The 21035-nt window shown below is 57.0% G+C and carries 16 protein-coding genes and 1 pseudogene; 8 read left to right on the forward strand and 9 right to left on the reverse strand.

Translation table 11 applies throughout. The features are described 5' to 3' along the window. Nucleotides 1–74 precede the first annotated feature (74 nt). A pseudogene (locus ACW4E8_RS40095) lies at nt 75–845 on the reverse strand (MFS transporter); the annotation flags it as partial. Between the two features lie 372 nt (nt 846–1217). Between ACW4E8_RS40095 and ACW4E8_RS40100 the strand changes: the two are divergent. Both ACW4E8_RS40100 and ACW4E8_RS40105 read left to right on the forward strand, forming a co-directional pair. Next, nucleotides 1218–1661, forward strand: coding sequence for a GNAT family N-acetyltransferase (locus tag ACW4E8_RS40100; RefSeq protein WP_456809537.1), 444 nt, complete (start codon nt 1218–1220; stop codon nt 1659–1661). Nucleotides 1662–1721: 60 nt separating this feature from the next. Continuing rightward, nucleotides 1722–2366, forward strand: coding sequence for a HugZ family pyridoxamine 5'-phosphate oxidase (locus ACW4E8_RS40105; RefSeq protein WP_456809538.1), 645 nt, complete (start codon nt 1722–1724; stop codon nt 2364–2366). 677 nt (nt 2367–3043) lie between these two features. Here ACW4E8_RS40105 and ACW4E8_RS40110 read toward each other — a convergent pair. Further along, a complete protein-coding gene (locus tag ACW4E8_RS40110) occupies nt 3044–3409 on the reverse strand; it encodes a GNAT family N-acetyltransferase (RefSeq protein WP_456809539.1) in 366 nt (121 codons plus the stop codon). A 621-nt stretch (nt 3410–4030) separates the two neighbouring features. Then, nucleotides 4031–4354: a hypothetical protein gene (locus ACW4E8_RS40115; RefSeq protein WP_456809540.1), complete on the reverse strand. Its 324-nt coding sequence runs from the start codon at nt 4352–4354 to the stop codon at nt 4031–4033. A gap of 1396 nt (nt 4355–5750) precedes the next feature. On the opposite strand from ACW4E8_RS40115, the gene ACW4E8_RS40120 reads away from it, so the two are divergent. The 3 genes from ACW4E8_RS40120 (at nt 5751) to ACW4E8_RS40130 (ending at nt 10116) form a co-directional block, all read left to right on the forward strand. Further along, entirely contained in the window at nt 5751–7646 is a 1896-nt protein-coding gene (locus ACW4E8_RS40120) for a putative bifunctional diguanylate cyclase/phosphodiesterase (protein ID WP_456809541.1), read from the forward strand. Between the two features lie 1520 nt (nt 7647–9166). Then, nucleotides 9167–9403 carry a copper-binding protein gene (locus ACW4E8_RS40125; protein ID WP_456809542.1) on the forward strand — a complete coding sequence of 79 codons (237 nt, stop codon included), beginning with the start codon at nt 9167–9169 and terminating at the stop codon, nt 9401–9403. A 392-nt stretch (nt 9404–9795) separates the two neighbouring features. Beyond that, nucleotides 9796–10116, forward strand: coding sequence for a hypothetical protein (locus ACW4E8_RS40130; RefSeq protein ID WP_456809543.1), 321 nt, complete (start codon nt 9796–9798; stop codon nt 10114–10116). Nucleotides 10117–11038: 922 nt separating this feature from the next. On the opposite strand, the gene phbB is transcribed toward ACW4E8_RS40130, so the two are convergent. Both phbB and phaP2 read right to left on the reverse strand, forming a co-directional pair. Continuing rightward, the gene (phbB, locus tag ACW4E8_RS40135; RefSeq protein ID WP_456809544.1) at nt 11039–11782 is read right to left on the reverse strand and encodes an acetoacetyl-CoA reductase; all 744 of its coding nucleotides are present in this window, start codon (nt 11780–11782) and stop codon (nt 11039–11041) included. A gap of 135 nt (nt 11783–11917) precedes the next feature. Continuing rightward, nucleotides 11918–12484, reverse strand: a complete 567-nt coding sequence (phaP2, locus tag ACW4E8_RS40140; protein WP_456809545.1) for a TIGR01841 family phasin PhaP2 — start codon at nt 12482–12484, stop codon at nt 11918–11920. 1090 nt (nt 12485–13574) lie between these two features. On the opposite strand from phaP2, the gene ACW4E8_RS40145 reads away from it, so the two are divergent. Both ACW4E8_RS40145 and ACW4E8_RS40150 read left to right on the forward strand, forming a co-directional pair. Then, nucleotides 13575–13946, forward strand: a complete 372-nt coding sequence (locus tag ACW4E8_RS40145; protein ID WP_456809546.1) for a PHA-granule associated protein 4 — start codon at nt 13575–13577, stop codon at nt 13944–13946. 82 nt (nt 13947–14028) lie between these two features. After that, nucleotides 14029–14400, forward strand: a complete 372-nt coding sequence (locus ACW4E8_RS40150; RefSeq protein WP_456809547.1) for a PHA-granule associated protein 4 — start codon at nt 14029–14031, stop codon at nt 14398–14400. A 92-nt stretch (nt 14401–14492) separates the two neighbouring features. Here the strand turns inward: ACW4E8_RS40150 and ACW4E8_RS40155 are convergent, their stop codons facing one another. Both ACW4E8_RS40155 and ACW4E8_RS40160 read right to left on the reverse strand, forming a co-directional pair. Further along, nucleotides 14493–14942 carry a GNAT family N-acetyltransferase gene (locus tag ACW4E8_RS40155; RefSeq protein ID WP_456809548.1) on the reverse strand — a complete coding sequence of 150 codons (450 nt, stop codon included), beginning with the start codon at nt 14940–14942 and terminating at the stop codon, nt 14493–14495. A gap of 214 nt (nt 14943–15156) precedes the next feature. Next, nucleotides 15157–15483 carry an H-NS histone family protein gene (locus ACW4E8_RS40160; protein ID WP_456809549.1) on the reverse strand — a complete coding sequence of 109 codons (327 nt, stop codon included), beginning with the start codon at nt 15481–15483 and terminating at the stop codon, nt 15157–15159. 260 nt (nt 15484–15743) lie between these two features. Here ACW4E8_RS40160 and ACW4E8_RS40165 point away from each other — a divergent pair, with 260 nt between their 5' ends. Next, on the forward strand, nt 15744–16118 hold the full coding sequence (locus ACW4E8_RS40165; RefSeq protein ID WP_456809550.1) for a PHA-granule associated protein 4: 375 nt from the start codon (nt 15744–15746) through the stop codon (nt 16116–16118). A 90-nt stretch (nt 16119–16208) separates the two neighbouring features. Here the strand turns inward: ACW4E8_RS40165 and ACW4E8_RS40170 are convergent, their stop codons facing one another. Together ACW4E8_RS40170 and ACW4E8_RS40175 are read right to left on the reverse strand one after the other, a co-directional pair. Beyond that, complete coding sequence (locus ACW4E8_RS40170) at nt 16209–17753, reverse strand: DUF2357 domain-containing protein (RefSeq protein ID WP_456809551.1); 1545 nt, start codon at nt 17751–17753, stop codon at nt 16209–16211. A gap of 15 nt (nt 17754–17768) precedes the next feature. Next, nucleotides 17769–20024, reverse strand: a complete 2256-nt coding sequence (locus tag ACW4E8_RS40175; RefSeq protein WP_456809552.1) for an McrB family protein — start codon at nt 20022–20024, stop codon at nt 17769–17771. Nucleotides 20025–21035: the final 1011 nt, after the last annotated feature.

The following is a 21035-nucleotide window of genomic DNA, read 5'->3' on the forward strand; positions in this document are numbered from 1 at the left end:
TGAATTACCGCTCGCCGCGGGAGTTCAGGCGTGCGATGGCCTTATCAACCTAAGGGTGTGACCGTGTCCGGGGACACGGGGGCAAATCCAAGCGGCAGACCAACCTGCTGAGCTCGCAGCACCAGAAAGGCTTCACTGAATCGAGCCAAGGTGAACACCGCACCCACGGCTACGACACCCCAATAGGCGGGACTCAGGCGGGCAAGGTTTTCCCGCTGTATGGGGTTCACTCTCTTTGCACCTTGGTGCACCTCAGGCTCTTGCACGCCGAACACGAGCAGGGCAACTGACAAGATACCTGGGATAACAGCCACCCAGAAAACGGCCCGGATATCGTTTGCCCATAGATACATCAGCCCGATTGCAATCAGAGGACCGAGGAATGCGCCGACTGTATCCAGGGACTGCCGCAGGCCAAAGGCAGCACCGCGAAGATGCGGTGGCGCAATATCCGCTACCAGGGCATCACGCGGTGCTCCACGAATGCCCTTGCCAATACGGTCGGTAAGACGTGCCCCCAGCACCGTACCGACGCCTGGGGCCAATGCAAAGAACGGCTTCGACAGCGCCCCGAGCGCATAGCCGAACACAGCCAGTCCCTTGCGCTTCCCAAGATAGTCGCTCAGCGCGCCGGAAAAGACCTTCACAATCAGTGCTGTCGCTTCTGCCACGCCTTCTATCAGTCCGACCGCCAGTGCACTCGCACCCAACGTGGTTACCATGAATACCGGTAGCAGACTGTGGATGATTTCAGAAGACACGTCCATCAGGAGGCTGACGAAGCCCAGCATCCAGATGCCGCTTGGAATCTGGCGTAAGGTGCTAGCAGGAACAGTCATTGCCATTGCTCTACTTGGTGGGGACGGCGGCGCACGACCTCAGTTTTCGTTGCAATGCGTAGCTTCTCGTTGCGGCTCGAACATGCAAGACACTACCCGACATATGCGACTCTTGTTCCATGCTGCAACTGGCGCCAGGCCCCTCCTTCAACGATAAGTCCATCACGGGTATCAGGGCCGACGTGGTGCAGAGAACGTCAATCACAATCGCTTCCAGACCGGCGCTCCGTTCGATGATAGCCTTTGCGAACGGTCTATCGGCGGTGGCATGACCGCCAGGACGACATGTGAAGAAGGCAACTTGATTGCCTTCATATTATTAGATGCGCGCCGCAGACCTTATTGGCCGAAGAGCGCGCACGCAGGAGTCACATCTTCATGCTGACGGACATTGTTCTACGCTCGGCCTTTCGTTCCGATTGGCATCACATAGCTGCATTGCTTGAGCGGTGCGGCCTCCCCACCTCTGATACATCCGATATAGTCGAAGACTTCCACGTTGCGCTGTATGAGAACCGCATTATTGGATGTGCAGCGGCAGAGCATCACGGCTCGAGCGTTCTCATCCGCTCAGTAGCGGTTGAGCCAGCGTACCGAGACAGAGGCATCGCTGGGTGCCTAGTGGAAGCACTATTGATGCGTGCTCGGGGTACGGTGGCACGCGAAGCCTATATCTTCTCCACAGTGGCTCCCGCTTACTTCGCTCGCTGGGGATTCTCGCTTGTCGCGGCTGAAGACGTGCCACTGGAGGTCATGTCCTCGCCAGCTGTCCAGCGCGCGGCCCAAACATCAGCGCTTTGCATGCGATGTGAACTAACATAGCAAGAGCACCGTCTCATCGGATAGCGACCAGATGCAGTCGACCAGCGAATCGAGTGAAGAATGTTTGTCGAACGCGCCATCAATCTCCTGCACGAGGCAGCCTACGGCACGCTTGCTACCCACTCAGCCATCCTGCCTGGTTACCCGTACGCGACCGTGGTGCCATATGTCCCCGACGAAGCCCATCGTCCGGTAGTCTGCATCAGCGCCTTGGCAGAGCACACTAAGAATTTGCTCGCAGATTCGAGGGTGAGCTTCTCAGTGCTGCAGGCTGATGCCACCGACGTTCAGGCGGCAAGCCGACTAACGATTGTCGGCGAGGCCGAGCGGTTCGAACCAAGTCCTGCGTTTCTTGCTCGTTACCTGCGCTATGAACCTGGGGCGGAGCAGCTTTTAGCGCTGGACTTCATGTTCTTCCGATTGAGCGCAAGGAAGGTCAGGTTCATCGAAGGCCTCGGACGGATGGGATGGCTCGAGAAGGCTGACCTGGATGCTGCATACCAATTGCCCGAAGAGGACGAGGCCAATGTCCTTCGCGAGGTTTCTCGTGCTGTACTGGCCGACGTGCGCGTACTCGGCCTCGATTGCTATGGCATCGACTATGCAGCCGGGGCGCTTCGAAAGAGGTTCCGCTTCCCGAGTCAGCCGCTGCTACCAGAGACAATCTTGGACACAGTGTTGAACGCCATACCTGGCCTTAGTTGACGTGCTGGCGGAGCTATGCCATGCGTCCGCCGCGCACGCCGTGCTGCAGCTTTGGCTTCCAGGCTGCCCCATAGGCTAGTCGGTTTTATGCTCAATTCTGAGTGAGTCACCGCCCAGCTCGCCACCATCCCCAGACTCGGAGGGTGCCCGCAACGCACGGCCACGACAAGGTCGGAATCTGCGTGCAGTATCCCGGCCATGACAACATTGCTGTCAGCTCTCCCAATTGCACCGTACCCCAATCGAGGTAGACCGAATGACCGACGTTGCGACCAGGAAATTGAGGGTGGATTCATACTCACCTTTCATCCCCGAGACGGCCCCAATTGCAAGCACGGGGGAAAGCTGCTGTCAAATTCTTCGGCGGAGATAGCCTCGAGTCGCTCGCAAGCCTCAGTAGGGAGGGCGATGCATAGAGCTTTGCGCCAGAGCACCACGCCAGTAAGCCGAAGTACACTGGTGCGCAGCTCCCTGGGCTCAGGGTACTCCGAAACATGCAAGGGAGGCACTTCCATATAAACACGCCTCCGCACCTCATAGCTGAGCGCCCCTTTTGTGTCGCGGCGAATCAACTCTGCGTGCTCGACCTGCAGATGCAAGTACAGTGCACGAAGGGCTAAGGCAAGAACCAGCGCCGCTGCTATCAGCATCTCGATGCTCGTTAGTCGCTGTGGACATCAGTCGAGGCGACGGCACATGTAATGCGTCCTTGCACCAAAGCGCCGAAGGAATTCCTTCGATAGCTGCATCTCCTGCGGCATGTCGTCTAACGCGGTGAGCGTGAACCCGAAGCGGGCAAAGAACGCGGGATGCTCGGCCGTGAGCACTGCAGCCCTGGTGCAGCCGCTGGCGCGGGCGCGCATAAGGATGGCCCTCACAAGATGCGTGGCGACCTGGCGGCCCCGGTACTCGTCGAGAACCGCAGCGGCATGGACAATGACCGTCTCGCCATGCATTTCGCCGCTGGCGCAGCCGATTACCTTTTCACCTAGGACGGCGAGGCTGTAGAGGCGGGACGAGGGGTCTATATTGCTGCCGGGCAAACCGCAGGACGGAGCACCTGCGAGATTGCCTCCACGTCTGCCGACCCGGCTGCGCGAATTCTCACATCTTTTATCATTCTTTTTTATCCTGCACATGCAACACTTTGAGGCAGTATGTCGCAAGAGTACGAGGCATGCCCTCGGCTAACTGAATGAGTGGCATCACTTCAAACGTAATCTCGGCCTGCGCTACGCTTCGCCTCGTGCAAAGCCAGTCAAAATCCAATCCACTTAATTCTGATATAAGCGATATTTAATTCACTCATGCAAAGTCCCGGGCCCATCACAAGCTAGGTGAGCATCCATTCACACGGGAGTAGTGCTGCATTAGACCCGAGCCCCCCAAGCTCCATAGCCTGCGCATGTCCAGCATGAGGGCCGCAGGTTTACCCATCATGTTATGACACATACTCGTTTGGGCGGCCGTGACCTTGCTCGTTTCCTTGGACGGACGCATCGCCGCCGACGGCGGAACATCGCGTACACTGGCAAGCTCAGCACACGCATTAGATAAGCCCCGCGCAGTAGCTTAAAGACCGCCTTTGCGCCGAAAGCTCGTCCCCGCTGGTCCGCGTCGACAGGATGGGGAACGCGAGCCGCCTTGCGTCGAAAAGAAACCGCTCACAGCTTGCGCGGCGCCATGAATTCCATGCTGACATCCTTGGTGTCGCCGATGCCATTCTGGTCAGCCCACTCTTCCCAAATACGCCTAGCCTCACCATCGAAGCATGGCGAGCCTGACAGCAAATACCGCCGCCCGCTTGAGGTTACGCCGACCCCTGTGCCACTGTCGAAGGATTGGATTGCGCTACTCACGCGGTTCTCCTTGTTCTCGACGCAGTACCCCACAAAATGTCGTTGGCCCGACCTTGTTTCGCGGACCCGCCAGCGCTCAAGTGTGACGAGCGGTTGTACATCGACAGGTGCAATGGTGCTCACAGGCATGACGTGTTCAACTATTGAAATCGCAAACTCCCGCAGCATAAGTCAGCCGACTCTCTTTGGCAAAAAGCGCATGCGGGTTTTCCAGAGCGTACCATGCTGGACTACGGCCCGATGCTTCATAGCCCAGTGTCTGCAGAGCAGGAGCGACCTATTGAACTGGAAACCGTAGCGCGACCCATTCACGAGAGGCATAGCGCGACCGCAGGTGCTCGTCGGCTCAAGCCTTCCACAACGAGCTCAGTGACCCTCCGACGCCCCCGAATTCTCGTTGCTAAGGGGGTAGCAGAAGTGCCGGCCGACAGCGCCTCAGCTCGCCCGGCGGCTTCGGCATCAAGTCTGATGCAGCCAAAGATACCGCTCCGGGAGCGCTCGATGGTGGTGACCAGGGTGAACGGGGGTCGCGAGCCGGGTTGGCTCTGGATAGGGCCGAAAAGTGGCGCGGTGATTGCAAAAAGTCCTCAACGAGGGAACCATTAACTGCTGGCCTGCCCCCGCCTTCGGTATGGCTTTTGAACGAGTGGGTCTATCGGTCCGCAAAGCCAACGTAGCTAAGGCACGACGCGTTGTGGACCGACTGACTACCCCACATCGACGGCGTGACATACTTCCAGCGGGCTCCCGACAGACGCCGAGTAGTACTGAGGGTTCGATAACCCAATCGGGTGACCCCGGAGCAGCCCTTGGACACAGTCCCCACTTGCAATGGAAGACTCCCAACAAAACTGGCCCAGCAGTCTACCCCTCCGACATACGGGGGCAAAACTTATGCACCCCTCTTTGGTAGGGCCTCTAGTCTGGAGCACTTTGTTGCAGCGCAATGTATCACACATTATGATGCTTTCTAAAGCTGGTTCACTGCCAGCTCGAAGGCCTTCGCGACTTCAAGTGCGACGTGACAATTGGCGCCGGCAGCACGGAGAGCAATTTGTGGATGAAAACTACAAGCCGTGGAGACAACGCTGGCTGCAATGGCACGCCCGGTCCCTGCTGGCTAGCGTGGTTGCGCTAGCCGAGGCCGAACGCGAATCCTACCTGGACAGAATGCGAGCAGCATACTGCGAGGTTGGCGACTTTCCCGAGAGCGAGATTGATTTCATATTTCGGCGCGTATCGCGGGGCCTAAGAAAGCTAGGCCCATGTCCTGGTGTTTTCGAAGTTTCGCCGCTCACTCAGCTGCGCATCCGGGCACAGGGGCTGCGGTTGATGGCAGACGCATCCAGGCTCATCCCCGAGGAACTGTAGCGTCGGCTAACATGCGCGTCACCGTCTCATAATAAGTAGCATCGCCTGGCGAGCTGCTTCAATGCGTCTGCAGCAGGAACCGGCTGCCTCCCCCGCACATGAATGCGGCTTTCGTGAGTGCACCAGGACTGCTTGAAACTTCCTTCGAGTCCGGATGGAAAACCTGTCGACGGCAATTCTTTCGGCCCTGACCCCAATAGCGCTTAGCGCTGCCTATTTGGCCATACGCACCTGGCTACCCAATCAGCGAGGCGTACAAGTCCACTTAGCTATTCTGTTCGGGCTCGCCATGTGGGTCACGCTTGTTACCGCTGCCATGCAAGCCCCAGGGGTAATTGTGGATATGCGCGGAACCTTGCTGACGCTCGCGGTCCTTTTTGGCGGCACCATTCCCGCATTGCTTGTAGCGGCGGTGGGCGTCATGACGCGATTTTGGATTGGCGGCGTCGGCACGGGGATAGGTATCGCGGCACTGGTCGCGACGTACATCGGCCTTGTCTCCTTACCTCGCATTCTGCCAGCGCGTTTCCGAAGCGGAGATACGGTGTCCGGGTTCCACTTGATTGCAGGCGGGCTGTGGGCAAGTTTAATCCAATGGGGTGCCATTCAACTTGCTGAAGTGAGAAGTGGTCAGGATTTAAATGACGTCCTCATGCCTGTAGCGCAGTTCTTGGTGACCACCGTCTCAGGTAGCCTATTCATCATGGCCCAACAGCGGCGGAATCTGCGTCAGGGATTGGAATCCCAGCACGAGTTGGCAAAGGAAATGATGACTCACGATACAGCGACGGGCTTGCTGAATCGGGCTGGCTTCACTATTGCCTTACAAGAGGCATTAAATCGCCAGAAAACATCATCGGACGCCAGATTGGCGGTTATAACTATCGGCCTCCATCGCTTTCGCGAAATTAGCGATGCCATCGGTTCACAAGCGGTAGACATCCTACTCGCCACGGTAGGTAGGCGGTTGCACGGCCTCGCAACACAGACTCCGTTAGGAAGACTTGATAGCGATACGTTTGGTCTTTACCTAGAGAATATTGGGGAGCGCACTGTCTCTGCCTTAGCCGATGAACTTCATGCCACCTTTCGTCGACCCATTTTGCTCAGTGCACAGGCCGTTTATCTTCCGCTGAACATCGGGGTGAGCATTTTCCCCTCAGATGGCACATCTTCCTCGACACTCATATCGCAGAGCGACCAAGCTCTTCGAGTAGCAACTCAACGAGGAGACGGTCACCTTCAATATTTCAGCAGCGAGCTGGAAGCTTCTGCCGTAAGACAACTGCAACTTGAGTCGGCATTACAGCATGCACTGCGGCGGACGGATGAGATTCGCGTCGTGTATCAACCGAAGGTGCACCTTGCCACGGGAAAGCTTGCCGGCGTCGAAGCGCTGAGCAGATGGGATTCCCGAGAGCTTGGAAAGATTAGTCCGTCGGAGTTCATTCCTGTTGCGGAGAGCAGCAATCTTATTAATGAATTTGGCGCATGGGTGCTTGGGCAAGTTTGCGCCCAAGTTAGCGCCTGGAGACGACAAGGGTTATCAGCGCCAGTCGTTGCAGTAAACCTGTCAGCCAAGCAGTTACTGGATAGTCAGTTTCCTGAACTAGCATTGCAATGTGTCCGGCGACACGAAATTTCCACTTCCGCAATCGAATTTGAACTCACTGAATCCGCCGTAATGACGGACCCTCTCCTGGCAAGGAGGCTACTTGAACGCCTTCGAGGATTCGGATTCAGGCTAGCACTTGACGATTTTGGGACTGGCTATTCTAATTTAGCCTATCTAAAAGGATTACCTTTTTATTGCTTAAAAATCGATAAAAGCTTCGTGAAAGACATCGAACATAACAGAGATAGTCGTTCGCTTTGCGGTGGCATCTTCGCTTTGGGGAGTAGTTTAGGACTGACGATTCTTGCTGAAGGCATAGAGACGGCGGGGCAGCTTGAAATTCTAAGGGATTTTGGCTACCAACTTGGTCAAGGATTTTATTTCGCCCATCCACTATCGCCGGATGACTTGGCTTCTCGCTGGTTGGCCGACTGAGCAGCCCCCTCTCCATCACTTCCGGGTGGGAGCCGACAAAATACAGTCAGCCTGAGCGACCAGCTAACAATTCTTATGCTGACTGCGCGCTGTGGCGTGGACAGGGGAGCCAGTTACAGTAGGCGTCGCCGGGTCAATGTCTATTCCAACCTTCGCCCAGCGCAACCGGCGGCACTGCCTGGAGCGAGACAAATCCGGCATCGAGCAAGCGCCCCTCCCCGTGGCGGGGCAGGATAGTTGCCAACCGCCGGAACAAAACAGCTTTCGCGCATCTCTGCCGAGTTCCGCCAATTTGACCATCTAGGCAGTTCAGGGGGGGCCGTTCCACCACCGCAGTGAGCAAGAATAGGGCGAGCGTGGTCATTCGCCCCCACGAATCCCTGTCGACACTGCGAAACAAGGCATGGGTAACAACCAACGACAATGCACCAATTGCCTACAAACAAAAAAACCGCGTCGCCGGGTATGCGACGCGGGGGCAGGGGTACTTACGGGGTCCTACTTCCCACAATGTACAAGAGAATTAAGTAATATTTATATCAGGGTTAACGATTGTGTTGGTCGCAAGCATTTGTCAACCGCCAGTCACGACACTATGTTGGTTGGTGCATAAGATGTAGATGTCCTACACGACGAACAACAAAAATATGGTCAATGCGGCGGCCTAGGTACCAGAAGCCGGTCGGGAAGGTGTCACGGCACCGCCCATAGCTATGACCTTAAAGGTTGGTACAAAGGCGGTGGATGCCTTGCGCAAAAGTAACGCGAGGTTAGAGAACGTGGCAACAGTACTGCCCATCGGGATTCTGGGAAAGGAAGCTTCGGAGGTCGCGAGCTCTATTACTGGCCTAACTCGTTCTTCACCAAGCCCTCGCCCCCCTATTGGCCCCGAGTTAGCATGTGTAGTCTTTCGTCGTCCTCGCGCTTATGATAGCCCTGCGTGAGTAAAGCCCAAGTTCTATAGACGCCGTAGGCCCAGGCATGATTTCGGTTTGCATCTATTGGCGTCACCGTTGGCTCTTGCATAAGCCTGCGAATCTCCGCTTCTACAGCCACCGTTATTTCCTCATAGCCCCAGACCTTTTCGATTGTGCTATTACATTTATCATGGCTTCCGGAAGCATGTCTATTTTTATTGGGTTTCGTATCCATGCGCTTTACTCCCGTCCGATGCCCAGCTTTCAAGCATAGAACACTTTCCGAAAAAGTGTGCCACCCAACTGAGACCACCCCGGTGATAACGCCGGCCTTCGAATTAACGCTGCCGGACGCGGAAGCCGGTACCTAGCCGTATAAAGGTTCGATGGCTACCCCACAAATTGGGGATGGCGCCAACACGATGGCTCGACAAGCCTGTAGGCAGGTGGGCCTATTTGCGCACCCACTCCCTTCGACCCTTGGCCTCCCGGCCAAGGGTTTTTCTCTTCTGCGATGCGATTGAGGACGGTACGCTAATCGCCATCGCTTCCATATGCGCCACGCTCACTCTGTCTGCTCACGCGGCCGATGACATGGCTGGTATGAACATGAAGTCGTCCGCCTCGATGGCCTCGCCGAAGCCTGTGGAGGCCGAAGTCGGGACGGTGGATGTGGCAAACGGGAAGGTGACGCCAAAGCACGGTCCCATTGAGAAGTTTGGCATGTCGGCCATGACGATGTCATTTCCAGTGAAGGATAAAGCGAGCCTTTCCAAGCTGAAGGAAGGCGATAAGGTGGTCAACGGTGCCGCTACCGTTATCCGCATTGAACCAAGGTAGGGCCAGGGAGAGCGAGGCGCCAGATAATTACTTCTTGTTAACGGCTAGCCACGGCAGGCGCTTCTCATCATCCCTCTGGTCGACGTCGGCTCAAGAGCGTAACTCCATCATAAGGCAGCCTACATCTCCAGCCGCCTGTGGCGGCAATGAACGACGGTATCCCGCATGCACTCTTTCCCCAGTGGTCGTCCTGGCCTGTCGTCCATTGCCGTCCCAGGCGCGTCACTCCCGCGCCTACTCCCTGCGGACAGATTTGGATACAAATTCCCGGAATGACTCGGTCAACACGCACTTCACTCGGCTCGTTTCTCTTATAAGTGCTCTGCACGCCAGCCCCCTTCCCGGGCTGAAAGTCTTGCTAGGTAGGCAGTGTTCACAAAGGATACGCAGTCATGAGAAAGTTTTTGGCGCTGGCCATCCTGGCAGGCTTCGCCGCCGTCGCATCTGCCGGCGCGCAAGCTCATGTGAATGTTGGCGTGGGCATCGGTTTCCCGGTACCGTTCGTAGCTGCGCCCGTGTATGCCCCCGCTCCCGTTTACAGCCCGCCGCCTGTTGTGGTCGAACAACAGCCTGTCGTTGTTGCTCCTGGCTACTATGACGACTGGCGCGAGCGTGCTTGGAGAGAGCGCCAATGGCGCGAGCGGCGATGGAGGGAGCACGAGTGGCGAGAGCGGCACCGTGAATGGCGCCGCTGGCACGATTACGATGACTGAACATTGGGCATTATCACGGGACCGCATAGCGCTTCCGCGTCTGCCGGCGGTCGTGTTCAATATGCATACTTGCATGACGTCCCCGGACATGCACTTGATGGCTCCCGGTACATCGGCAGCCCCATCAGTACCCAGAATAGCTCGGAGGGCTGGCGGCAAAGGCGACCAGGCTCGTGGACTACTTCCTTGCAGGGCGTTTGATGCAGGAGGTCAGTTCTAGTCGCTCTGCCAGCGCTTCACCACTGTCAGACACGCAATGCAAGTAACCCGAGCGTACTCGTCTAGCACTTGAGCAGAGGAGGGCTCACCGCCAGTTCGGCGCAAGCGTTTGCACAGTAAATCGCCCGCTGCACGTATCAGCCGCCCATCACGAATGGCCTGCTTTAGCAGAACGTGAACGTCGCGGTCGGGCATGTCGAGCGCAGGCACTTCCGAGGCATTTCTCGTGTCGTCTGCAACGATACCAGGTTCATCTCGAGGCCAGCGGTCTCCATGTCCGCCTTTCGAGAACAAGTAGGCGATGCCATCGCCGAAGTTGGGGCCGGGGCGCGACTGTAAGGGAATATTCCTGCTGAAGCAGTCGCCTGCTGTACATCCAAATTCGAAAAGAAGCGCCTGGAGCCGGCCCTCCAGGAAAGGAATTGGGGCGATTTCATCGCCGGCGCCAGCCCAGATGCCACAGCGCACCCGGCCCAGCCCCCCCCGGTTTCCCCCTCATTATTTACGGCCTCTTAGTGTTTTTGAATAAATGACGCCGTTCTTAACGGTAGCACGTCGGCGAGCGCAGTCAAGGCTCTAATGCGTGGAAACTAACAAACGGAAAAGCTGGTGGCCGAGCCTTCCCGTTAGCCCGCTTCTGTGGTGCTTCTTGTTTACCAACTGCATCGATAGGCCGAGAGCGCTGACTGTCTGGCCCCAGACCTCACTGCAGGTGCTGCCCACCGTTGATGGCAATGTTTGCCCCGGTCACGAAAGCAGCCTCATTCGAGCAGAGATACGCAATCAATGCTGCCACTTCTTCTGGCTGGCCCAAGCGACCTACAGGGATTTGCGGGATGATTTTGGTATCGAGTATCTCCTGTGGCACGGCCGTCACCATCTTGGTGGCAATATAGCCGGGCGAGATGGTGTTGACGGTCACGCCGCGCTTAGCCACTTCGAGCGCCAGCGACTTCGTGAAGCCATGCACGCCCGCCTTGGCGGCCGCGTAGTTGGTCTGGCCGAAGCCGCCTTTGGACCCAATGATGGACGATACATTGATGATACGTCCCCAACCCCGCTCGACCATCCCGTCGCAGACCGGCTTCGTCATGTTAAACACGGAGTCGAGGTTGGTGCGGATGACCGCATCCCAGTTGACCTTGTCCAGCTTCTTGAAGCTCGCGTCTCGCGTAATCCCAGCGTTGTTAATCAGAATGTCGATTGGTCCTACCTCAGCGTGAATCTTCTCAACGCAATGCTGGCATGACTCATAGTCGGCGACGTCGACAGGATATGCACGAAACTTGCACCCCTCTTTCTCCATCCGGTCGAACCAGCTCGCGACGCCGGTGTTGCCGCGTGAGTGGGTCACCACCACCGTGCAGCCGGCGTCGTGCAGCTTGATACTGATGGCCTCACCCAAACCGCCCATCCCACCTGTGACTACGGCAAGTCTCTTGGTCATGTCTCCAATCCTCCAAGCAATGGTATAAGCGCATCGATGACGCGGGGCCCAGCCCTTCGCCGACTCCCGACATCTACCAGAATTCAGTTTTCCCTTCGGTAACGTGAACGCGGTTAACACGCAGCCCAAACCGAACTACTTTGTAGCTGCCTGGGAGGCCTGCGCTGCACGACGTCTCATGCCTTTCGAGGCCGCCTGCGCAGCAGTGTTGAAACTGTTCTCGGCTACTTCCACGGCTTGCGTTGCCGTCGATTGCATCGACTCGTAAAGCGCAGTGGTCGCACTTACCGCCTCTTGCCAGGCTGCAAGCGGCGCCATCGAGCCGGACGGTGCATTGCTCACCGCGCTTTCGATGAGACCCTGTAGCTGGCCTTTGCCTGTTGTGTACTGGACTTCGACGACCTTCTCAAACTCCGCCCGTGAAGCAGCAAGGATGCTCTGCAGTTGACGCCGATACCCCAATACGCTTTCGGCTGCGGGTTGAAATAATTCGACTTGCAATTCGACGAGTTCTTGCGGGTTCTGGACGGACAGGGATTTCATTAGGCCCTCCCGGGTCTGCGCCAGGGTCATCTTCATTGTTTGGAGGTTCAACTCCATTATTTTTTCGAACCCTTCCAAGACCTTGTTGGTTAGTCCGGCCATCGTTTCAAGGCCCGCCATCTGTGCCTTGGTGCATTGCTCTGCTGTCCACTGAGTCATCTTGCGTCTCCTAAGTGCGGCCCGCCCCTGAGCTATCCGATGGCAGCACGTTAGGGTGGGAGTGAAGTGAATAACGGTTGCAGTGTCGCGCCCCTTGCGGCCGACGCCGATATGAACGCCCAACGAAGCGTCGATGATGGCGAGTCTCGATGGGGTCGAGCGATACGCTCATCGACAGGCCGTGGGTGCCCGACAATCCCTTGCGCGAACACGGCCGAAGGCTTGGAGAAAAGCGTAGCCTTGGGTTGTGACCCGAGGTCGGCTGTGGGTGGGCCCAAAGCTCCTCAAGCCTAACCAGCTGATGCGCGAGCAGCGCCTCCACATCCGCGCAGTCCAGCTCCGTTGGGCCAGAGTTGTCGTTTACCAGCACCAGCGTGGCAAGCTCATGCGAACTCAGCACAGTCGTCTCCAAAGCTATAGGTCTATTTTTGCTACGGGACACTACCGTCCGTGACAGCTGGCCTGGCTCGTACAGGCCGCTTCTTTCCTCTCGGACGCGAGGTTCTGGCTGGTGAGCGCTTGTATTCGCGCTCCGAAACAAACATCCTAGCTACTCACCACCGACACTTCAATACGACTAGCGGAAATGTTCGGGATAATCCCTAGTACTCTTCTCCTCCTCCACCCATGGGTGAATGAGTTCGAGTTGATACATCACGACTTGATACGCCTTCAATTTTCAGAGCGCTATTTGCCGACCGACCGGACGGCATGTGTTAGCGGATAGGCGGAGTAGGCGTCCATAGCATTAAATAACTCGCAAGTCAGATTCCGAGGTCGAGAGATGACAGACTGCCGCTGAACAAAAAAGAACCCACGCTCCGAGCGTCGGTGCGCGGAGGGCAGCAAGGACACATTACCAATCTGTATTGACTTAGAAATTCTTTACGTCAGAATTAAGCGACACTTGTACATCGCCTCTGGCGATGGCGAGCCCTCTCCGGCGCTTGCAAACGAATTCGCGCGAGGCTGGTACACGGGGTAGAGCCTTCCCAGCGGCTAGGCCGGCAAGGCGAAATTGCCGTGCAATCAAAAGCATGTGGCAGTAAACCGGCGACCTGCGCGCCGGATGACGCGAGTGGAGGCAGGAATGACGACGGCACGAGCTGGAACCAAAGGGGAAGCCATTAGGCTCTTGGAGGCAGCGGGGATAGCACGAATCGAACTGGACTACGAGTCGGGTTGGCAGGATGCTATTGAACTCGGGCGCTTGGGCCAGAAGGCGGGCATCCGCGTGGAGTATCGCGGCCATGAGAGTATTGCCGTCACGTCGCCTGCCGCGCTTGCCGCCGGTTTGAGGCGACCAAAGCTGACGTTTCGCCAGCGAAATTTATTCTGTCAGTTTGAGCTCGATGCACTCGAAGCAAGTGAACTGGCGCGCTTCGAAGCAAAGGCCACTACGCTGGGCGACTACATCTTGGCCGGGCATCTACTGAGGGAGGTCGCTACAGTTTGGGACTGAGTGCGGCCGCACTTTTTGTTGTCCGCCCCCCGCTTTCCGGCTACATTCTTTGGCAACGTGACCCCGTAGTCGAGGTTCCCCTGTGACCGTCCATGTTGCGCACAATCGAGCCAATGCACTTGAGCAGATATTGTCACAGGTGACTGGAACGGTTGACCTGGACTATGAGGCCGGCTGGGAAGATGCCCTCGAACTTGGAAGGGTTGGGCAAAAGTACGGGGTCAGCGTTCAGTTCAGGACCCTCGAACATATCGCCGTGCGGAGTCCAGAAGCCCTAGCTAACGGACTGCGAGCACCGAAGAATACCTACAGGCAGCGCCACCTCTATTGTCTCTTCGACTTAACCTTGATGACCGATGCACTCCTGACCGAGCTGGAGGCACGCGCCATCGAGCATGGTGATTACATCTTGGACGGTCACCTACTCAAGGAGGCGACGCTCGTCTGGGAATGACCTGAGAGGCCGGCCTGCCTTACCAGCGTAACTGCTCGGGCATTCTAGTTTCAATGCGCACCGCAAGGCTATCCTGGCGACTTCGCACGCTGCTAACCAATGCGCGGCTTAGCCAAGGCCCTCGCGCAAAATTTCCGCAGAAACTCGGAAGACAGCTCTACCTCCTCTGGCATGCTCTCCGGCTGGGCGACTGAAAAATCACAGTGCATGGGAGAATCCACCCCCTCAGTTGTGATGAGCACAGCCTTAGTACAGCCGTCGGCACGAGCACGCGTTAGAACTGTACCAATTAGGGCGATAGCGATTCGCTGGTCTCGATACTCCTGAAGCACACTGACAGACCGAACAAGAACTGTTCCGTCATATTGCTCGGCGCAAGCGCAGCCCACGACCTGCTTGCCAGATAGTGCCACGTGAAAGAAATGCGATGAGCGGTAAATGACGTCGCTCGGCAATCCACGACTCTCCAGCACCTCAACGATTGAGGACAAATCGGATGCCTCTGCCGCACGAATCTGCACGCCTCTTATCATTTCCGACATCTCACCGTATTACCGCGAGCTGAAGACGGAAAACACGCGACGACCGCAATCGTCAAGACTGCAGTTTCAGGCTACCACTCTCGCCAAGCAAGTAGACATCAGGGAAACCCTAGCCATGTTTCGAAGCAAGGCCTGCCAAACAGAGAGCCGTATATCACAAGGATGCCTCGGCTTCATAGACTGACCCTATCCACAGATATCCAGGCGTTCCCGCTCAGGCTTCCGCAATCAGAAATTTCGTGCGGTTTTTGCCAAGCCAGGCGGGCGCTCGTCCACGGCCGGACCAAGTCGCACCAGTCTTCGGGTCCATGTATTTTGCCGGCAGCGACACCTTTTCCTTGGCAACGACCTTCCCCTTCGCAGCACTGCCTGCCGGTCGCCCACGGCGACGCTTTGCGGCAATGTCGTCAACCGTCAACTCATACTCTGCCATCAAGCCTTGAATCTGCTCAATGACACCAGAAATTTCGCTCGCACGCATCTCTGCGAGCTTTGCTTCAAGCGCTTCCTTTTCTGCGACGAGTTGCTTGTAAGTAGCCATTTTTTTCCTCCAGGAATGTGTACGGCGTAATCCTAAATTATTTCTATTTCTGGTGCCACCTGTTTCGCATTTCGCAAAACTAGAATTGCACCGCTCCAATCCACTCGCCGAGCCAGACTCGGCAAAGAAGACTGCTCCTCCGCTTACAATATTGCTCTGCAACATGCGAGCAGGGACAAGGTGGCGGCAGAACATTTACGCGCTACGATTGAGACGGACCAGTAGGGATGCATCCGCCGAGTGATGCTGTGGAGGACAGAATGGCGACAGCTCAAGCTGGCACCAAAGAGGAGGCACTGAAACTCCTGCAGACAGAAGGAGTAACGGTGGTGGATTTGAACTACGAGTCTGCCTGGCAAGACGCAATCGAGCTCGGCCGGCTCGGCGACAAGGTTGGGATACGCGTGGAGTATCGCGGGCACGACAATATTGCCGTCAAGTCGGTGGCGGCATTGGTTGCAGGCTTAGCGCGACCAAAGACGACGTTCCGGCAGCGGAATCTGTACTGCCAGTTTGAGCTAAGTGAACTGTCTGCAGGTGAACTGGAGCAGTTGGAGGTAAAGGCGGCGAAGTTGGGTGACTACATCCTGGCAGGGCACTTGTTGCGAGAAGTGGATGCGGAGTGGTCCGAATAGCCACGCCAGAACACACCATCGCCGGTCAAGGACCTGCTGAGCTGGAGGCAGCCAGCCTAAGGTCGGAAGACCTGGCCTTGACCCCGGCGCTCAATCACTAGTTAGCCAAGCCTTAAGTACTTCGCTGATTCGCGCTTTACCAGTTCCTTCAACTCGCACGGAACTAATTGCACCCACACCGTACCCGAAAGCATACGCATCCTGTTCCAACTCAGGAACCGAGCTTTGCCCAGGGAGGAGCAACAGGCACGGTGCAGGCGACGCCCCATCGACTCTCAGGGCATCATGATAGATGTGGCCGGACTCCATGGCATCGAGTACGTTCTCTCTCCCGCTTCTCCACTTTGCGTCAAAGACGAGCGCTCGTGGGCCAGTCTCTCGCTTGTCAATGAGCACGATGTCCGGCCGACGTTCTCTAGATAAGCTCCATCCAATTCGCGTCGCCGATGTCTTGAGGGCTGGGAACGTGGCTTGAAAAAGGACTTCGAGCCACCGTTTGTCCTCTAGCTCAAAACGCAGAGCGCGTTCAGCTGAAACCGCCTTGGGTGCTGCCTCGATAGGTGTCACGCCGGTGACCTCGGTGACGCACTGCGCAACACAAAGGTAGCACCATGTCTCATAAATTCCCCATGATGGGGGAACATGCAGCTGGTCGCTGTCGTGGCCTCCTTCAACCTCCGTTAGGAGCGCCCGGCAACCAATGCGGTAGGCCCGACTGTACGCAGGCTGCGCCGCTATTTGTGTAAGGCCAGCTGCCGATGTCTCGCTGGACGTGACCTCACGAAATAGTGGCGTGAACATCAGCTGCTGTGTGCGCTGCGCCAAGCTGTCCAAGTCACGTAGTCGTCGCTCAGCACGGAGACGCTGCTCTTCCAGCGGGCTTCCAAGCTTCGAGTCCAAGACTTTCTCACGTATGGATGAGACGGCGGCTCGGAAACGCCGCAAGAGCGCAAGCATTGACCGGTTTGCGGGAGTGTCGAACGTTGGTGCAGAGGTCCGACTATTGACTTGGAACGAGTCCATCGACTCCGTGCCCAATATGCATCCAGTGGCAATAGCAGCCAGCCGCCTGTCCTGCAGCGATGTATGATGCAGTCGCCGTACCCGCGAGAGGGGAAGTACCTTGGTGTCGGCGGATAGAAACCTATGAGGGCAGCGCCCAATCGCTTCGACCGAATCAAGAAACGACGGCCCATACTCTCTCAAGCGAGCGAGTAAGATGTCATTCTCATATTTGCCAGTACGTCCTTCCCGTCCAAACGCCATTGTCGCCGAGGACGTGCCGCTCAACAGGGTCTGGTCGAAAGCCCTGATATCCGAGACCATTGCATTGAACTCGGATTGACCGGTCTTGGAATGGCTCGGGCTGACGTCCAGTAAAAATTGAGAGCTAACTTCGCCAGGCAGCATAACATCGACCACCACCGTCCCTGCGTAAAAGCTAGGCCGCCACCGGAACAGCGATGAGCCATCGCGGCGTAGTTCGACATCGTCAACATACACTCGAGCATCGGGACGCCCGACACTAAGCACATAGTCCGTGTCTTCAGTAAGTCCCGTTAGGACCTTATGCGCTTGAACTTCAGCCCAGACGCCACTGTCTTGTATGTTCGCTCTTCGAATGCGTAGCACCACTGGCCCCTCTCGAGCCTATCGCCAGAAACGGGCCGAGCCCGTTGCGATGAGGTCCTCTTGCAGACTTTTAACCTTGCCGCAACACCTGGCGAGTCCATTGTCTGCCAGAACTTTATGAGTTTCCTGAAGTGCTTTTTGAAACTTGGCAGAGGTCTCACCGCGTAGTTTCGGTAGAACCTTGGCGTACACAACGTCGTCGAGCGCAGCCGTCTCGGATGGCGCGAATGCAGACTGGAATGCCAGATAGCTCAGCACGTCGCTAATTGTTCGCCAGCCAAAGTGCAGTCGTACTGGCGCAAGGGCCTCGCCGAGGGCACTGAGAAGAGCTTGAGTCTTCTCCTTTAGCGCCGGGGCAAGCGGAGCGGTGGCCCATCCCGGAAAGTCCTGCACGTTGATGTTCCAAAATTCGAGTGTGTAGGCACGGTCAAGCACCTTGTCGGAAAGACCATGAGTGGTTTCATCCATGTTCAGGGTGCCGATGATGGCGAGATTGGCTGGGTAACGCACGCGCCTCGGGATAGGCGTGGTTTCTTCACTGAGTTGATGAAGGTCGAGCCATCCGTAGGTTTCCATCGCGGATAGCACTGGTGCCAAATACTGCTCCGGATGGGAGAGGTTCATCTCGTCAAGAATCGCTACGTAGGGATGTTCGGGGTCTGCGGCGGCGCGCAGCAGCAGGTCAAGGAACGGGGCGCTTCTGTAGGATGAGTCCTGGATGGGATTGACGTAGCCGAGCAAAGGACTTGGGTCATACCAACCCGGCTGGACAGGGATGACTCGGACTCGGTCATGGTCGTACTTGTCGACGTTGCCCAGCGCCAGAGCGTAGTTCAGCGCCAACTGAGTCTTGCCGGACCCTGAAATGCCAGTGAGAACGGCGAAATGCCGAACCGGGTGAAACCAGAGTCCAGCGTGGAGTTGAGCGACCAGCGACTTCTCCAGTACGAGCTTTCCAGCAACCAATGCAGAAAGGCGTTGCCATAACTCGGGAAACGCCGGTAGTTGCGTGGCGTCGGAAATCTCTACCTTGACCTCGACCACCGGCTCCGCCGGCGCGGGTAGGCTCTCTGGCTCCCAGGTGACAAGTTCTGCCCAACGCTTGCCGCGTTCGGTGAGCTCTAACTGCTTTTTATCGTCGACCTCAATGACCCCGAGACTGGTCAGCCATCCGAGCAGTGAAGTCGGGGCAAAATCAGACGTCCAACCAGGGTGTACTTTCTGAAGCATTGCGACGAGGCTAGCCTTGCTCTGCGGCGCAGAGTCCAATACCTTCACTACGTGGTCGACACCAAGAATCTTGGTTAGCAGGTGGTCAGCCAGTTCGTCTGGGTCTTGCGTCTCAAGCAAGTTGATACCACGAGCGCTTAGTCTGTAGGTGTCCCCGTCACGCTTACACAGGTCAAACTCTCGAGAGACGACGTTGATGCAGGTGATGAGGCTGCTCGGGGCGAGTTCGGGGTTGCTCTGCCTGATGATGTCCGAGAATTCTTCTTTGGAAACGCCCTCGCTGAGTTCAGGAAGGTATCCCAGCAGTGTCTGGAAGCCGCCCTTCAGGGACGTTAGTCCCTTGCGCCGCAATGTCGCAGGTACTGGTGTCAGCGACGCCGTCTGCTCCGTCGGGTCAATCGGCGTATCACCGATGCCATCGTCGGCGATGCGCTCATAGACCATCCACGGCAGGCAAATCCTCCGCACGATATCGACGGGGTCGGTATCGTTGACCAGCCCGAGCACTGTATCGATACGGGTGCGAATCGCCTTGTGCGCTCTCACAGGATGGTCGCTGGCCGCCCCACCCATCTCCTTGTGGAGAAATAGTAGCTTGCCGGGGTCGGCGACTGTCGTGAAGTGCTCAGGGTATATAGCGCACAGCACACGATTGAGTTTCAAACGCGGCGTACGTCCGCAGAGAACCTTAAGGCGGTCCCGAAGTCCATTGTAGAGCGCCGTAAGTTGAATCTCTGCCGCCACGGGGTCCGGTGGCAGTGGTTTCGTCACTTCGGCTGCAAACCAATCTCGAAAGGTGGCATCAGCCAGTGCCGGCGCCGTCTTGACGGAGCCCATTCCCGTCGCGGCGACCGGATTGTCGTCCCATAACTTCTTCAAAAAATTGGCATCATCGAGCTTGCTGGGAATCCCAGCTTTAACCTCGGCCACGAAGGCGGCCAACCTCGAGTACCAATCCTGAGCGCCTTTGGACACTGCGGCCCCGGCTAGGGCGGCATTTAGCTGAGCTTTCAGCGCAGCATTGCTCTCCAGTTTCCCGTTCAAGTTTTCTCCCGTTCCTGTTCTTGTGAGACGGTGCAAGGTTATAGGATGATACCGGCATATTTTGCCGGGCGTGAAGCGCGCTCGGCCACCCACAGGGCTCCATCAGCAGCTGAATCGCAGGGCGACTGCTTAAAAAAAGAACCCGCGTCACCGGGGGTGGTAACGCGGGTGGTAGCGGTCCTACAGCGCTCAATCTAACGGCGAATTAGAAAATCCTAATATCAGGGTTAACTACCGTGTTGCTCAGGCGCGTCTTTCGTCGCCTCGCCACAGAACGGATATAGCCATCACGCCTGGCTACCCCTCTTTGGTGGGACCATCTCCACGGCGAATCCGATTGCCCCCTCAATTTCCATCACACTATGATGATTTCAAATAGCGCACCGCGCGCTCCCTACTCTTGGCATTTTGTGGGTAGTGTAAGGAAAGGTGCCGCCGGGCAAGGGGGTCAATTGGGAAACGAGGACTACAAGCACTGGAGACGCCGGTGGCTGCGGTGGCACTCGCGGTCTCTGCTGGCAGGTACGCTGGCATTGCAGCGAGGTGAGCGGGCAGCGCGCATTGACGAGATGCTGAAGGCATATCTTGCCTACGGCGATTTCACCGAAAATGAGATTGATTTCATTTTCGGCGAGTCTCCCACGGCGTGCGGAAGTTCGCCTCACACCCGGATGCATCAGCTTGTGCTCGGCGTGCGCAGGCGCGAATCCGAGCGCACGGGCTTAGACTGATGAGGGGCGCATCCGATGTCTTCGGCTAGGCCCCGAAGCAGAGGCAAGCTACTGCTCCCTACCTTGGCTGCGTGGCCTCCTACTTCGCAACGCCCACCCCACCAGTTACCCATACCTACCGCCCTGTTGACGCTTCCGCCCCTTCGGCCGGCCTCCTTATGTTGGCAAGCCAACTTACCCGGTGGATTTGCCCCCGTGTCCCCGGACACGGTCACACCCTTAGGTTGATAAGGCCATCGCACGCCTGAACTCCCGCGGGGAGCGGTAATTCAGGGCGCTA

It is taken from the genome of Cupriavidus sp. CP313 (assembly GCF_054072015.1).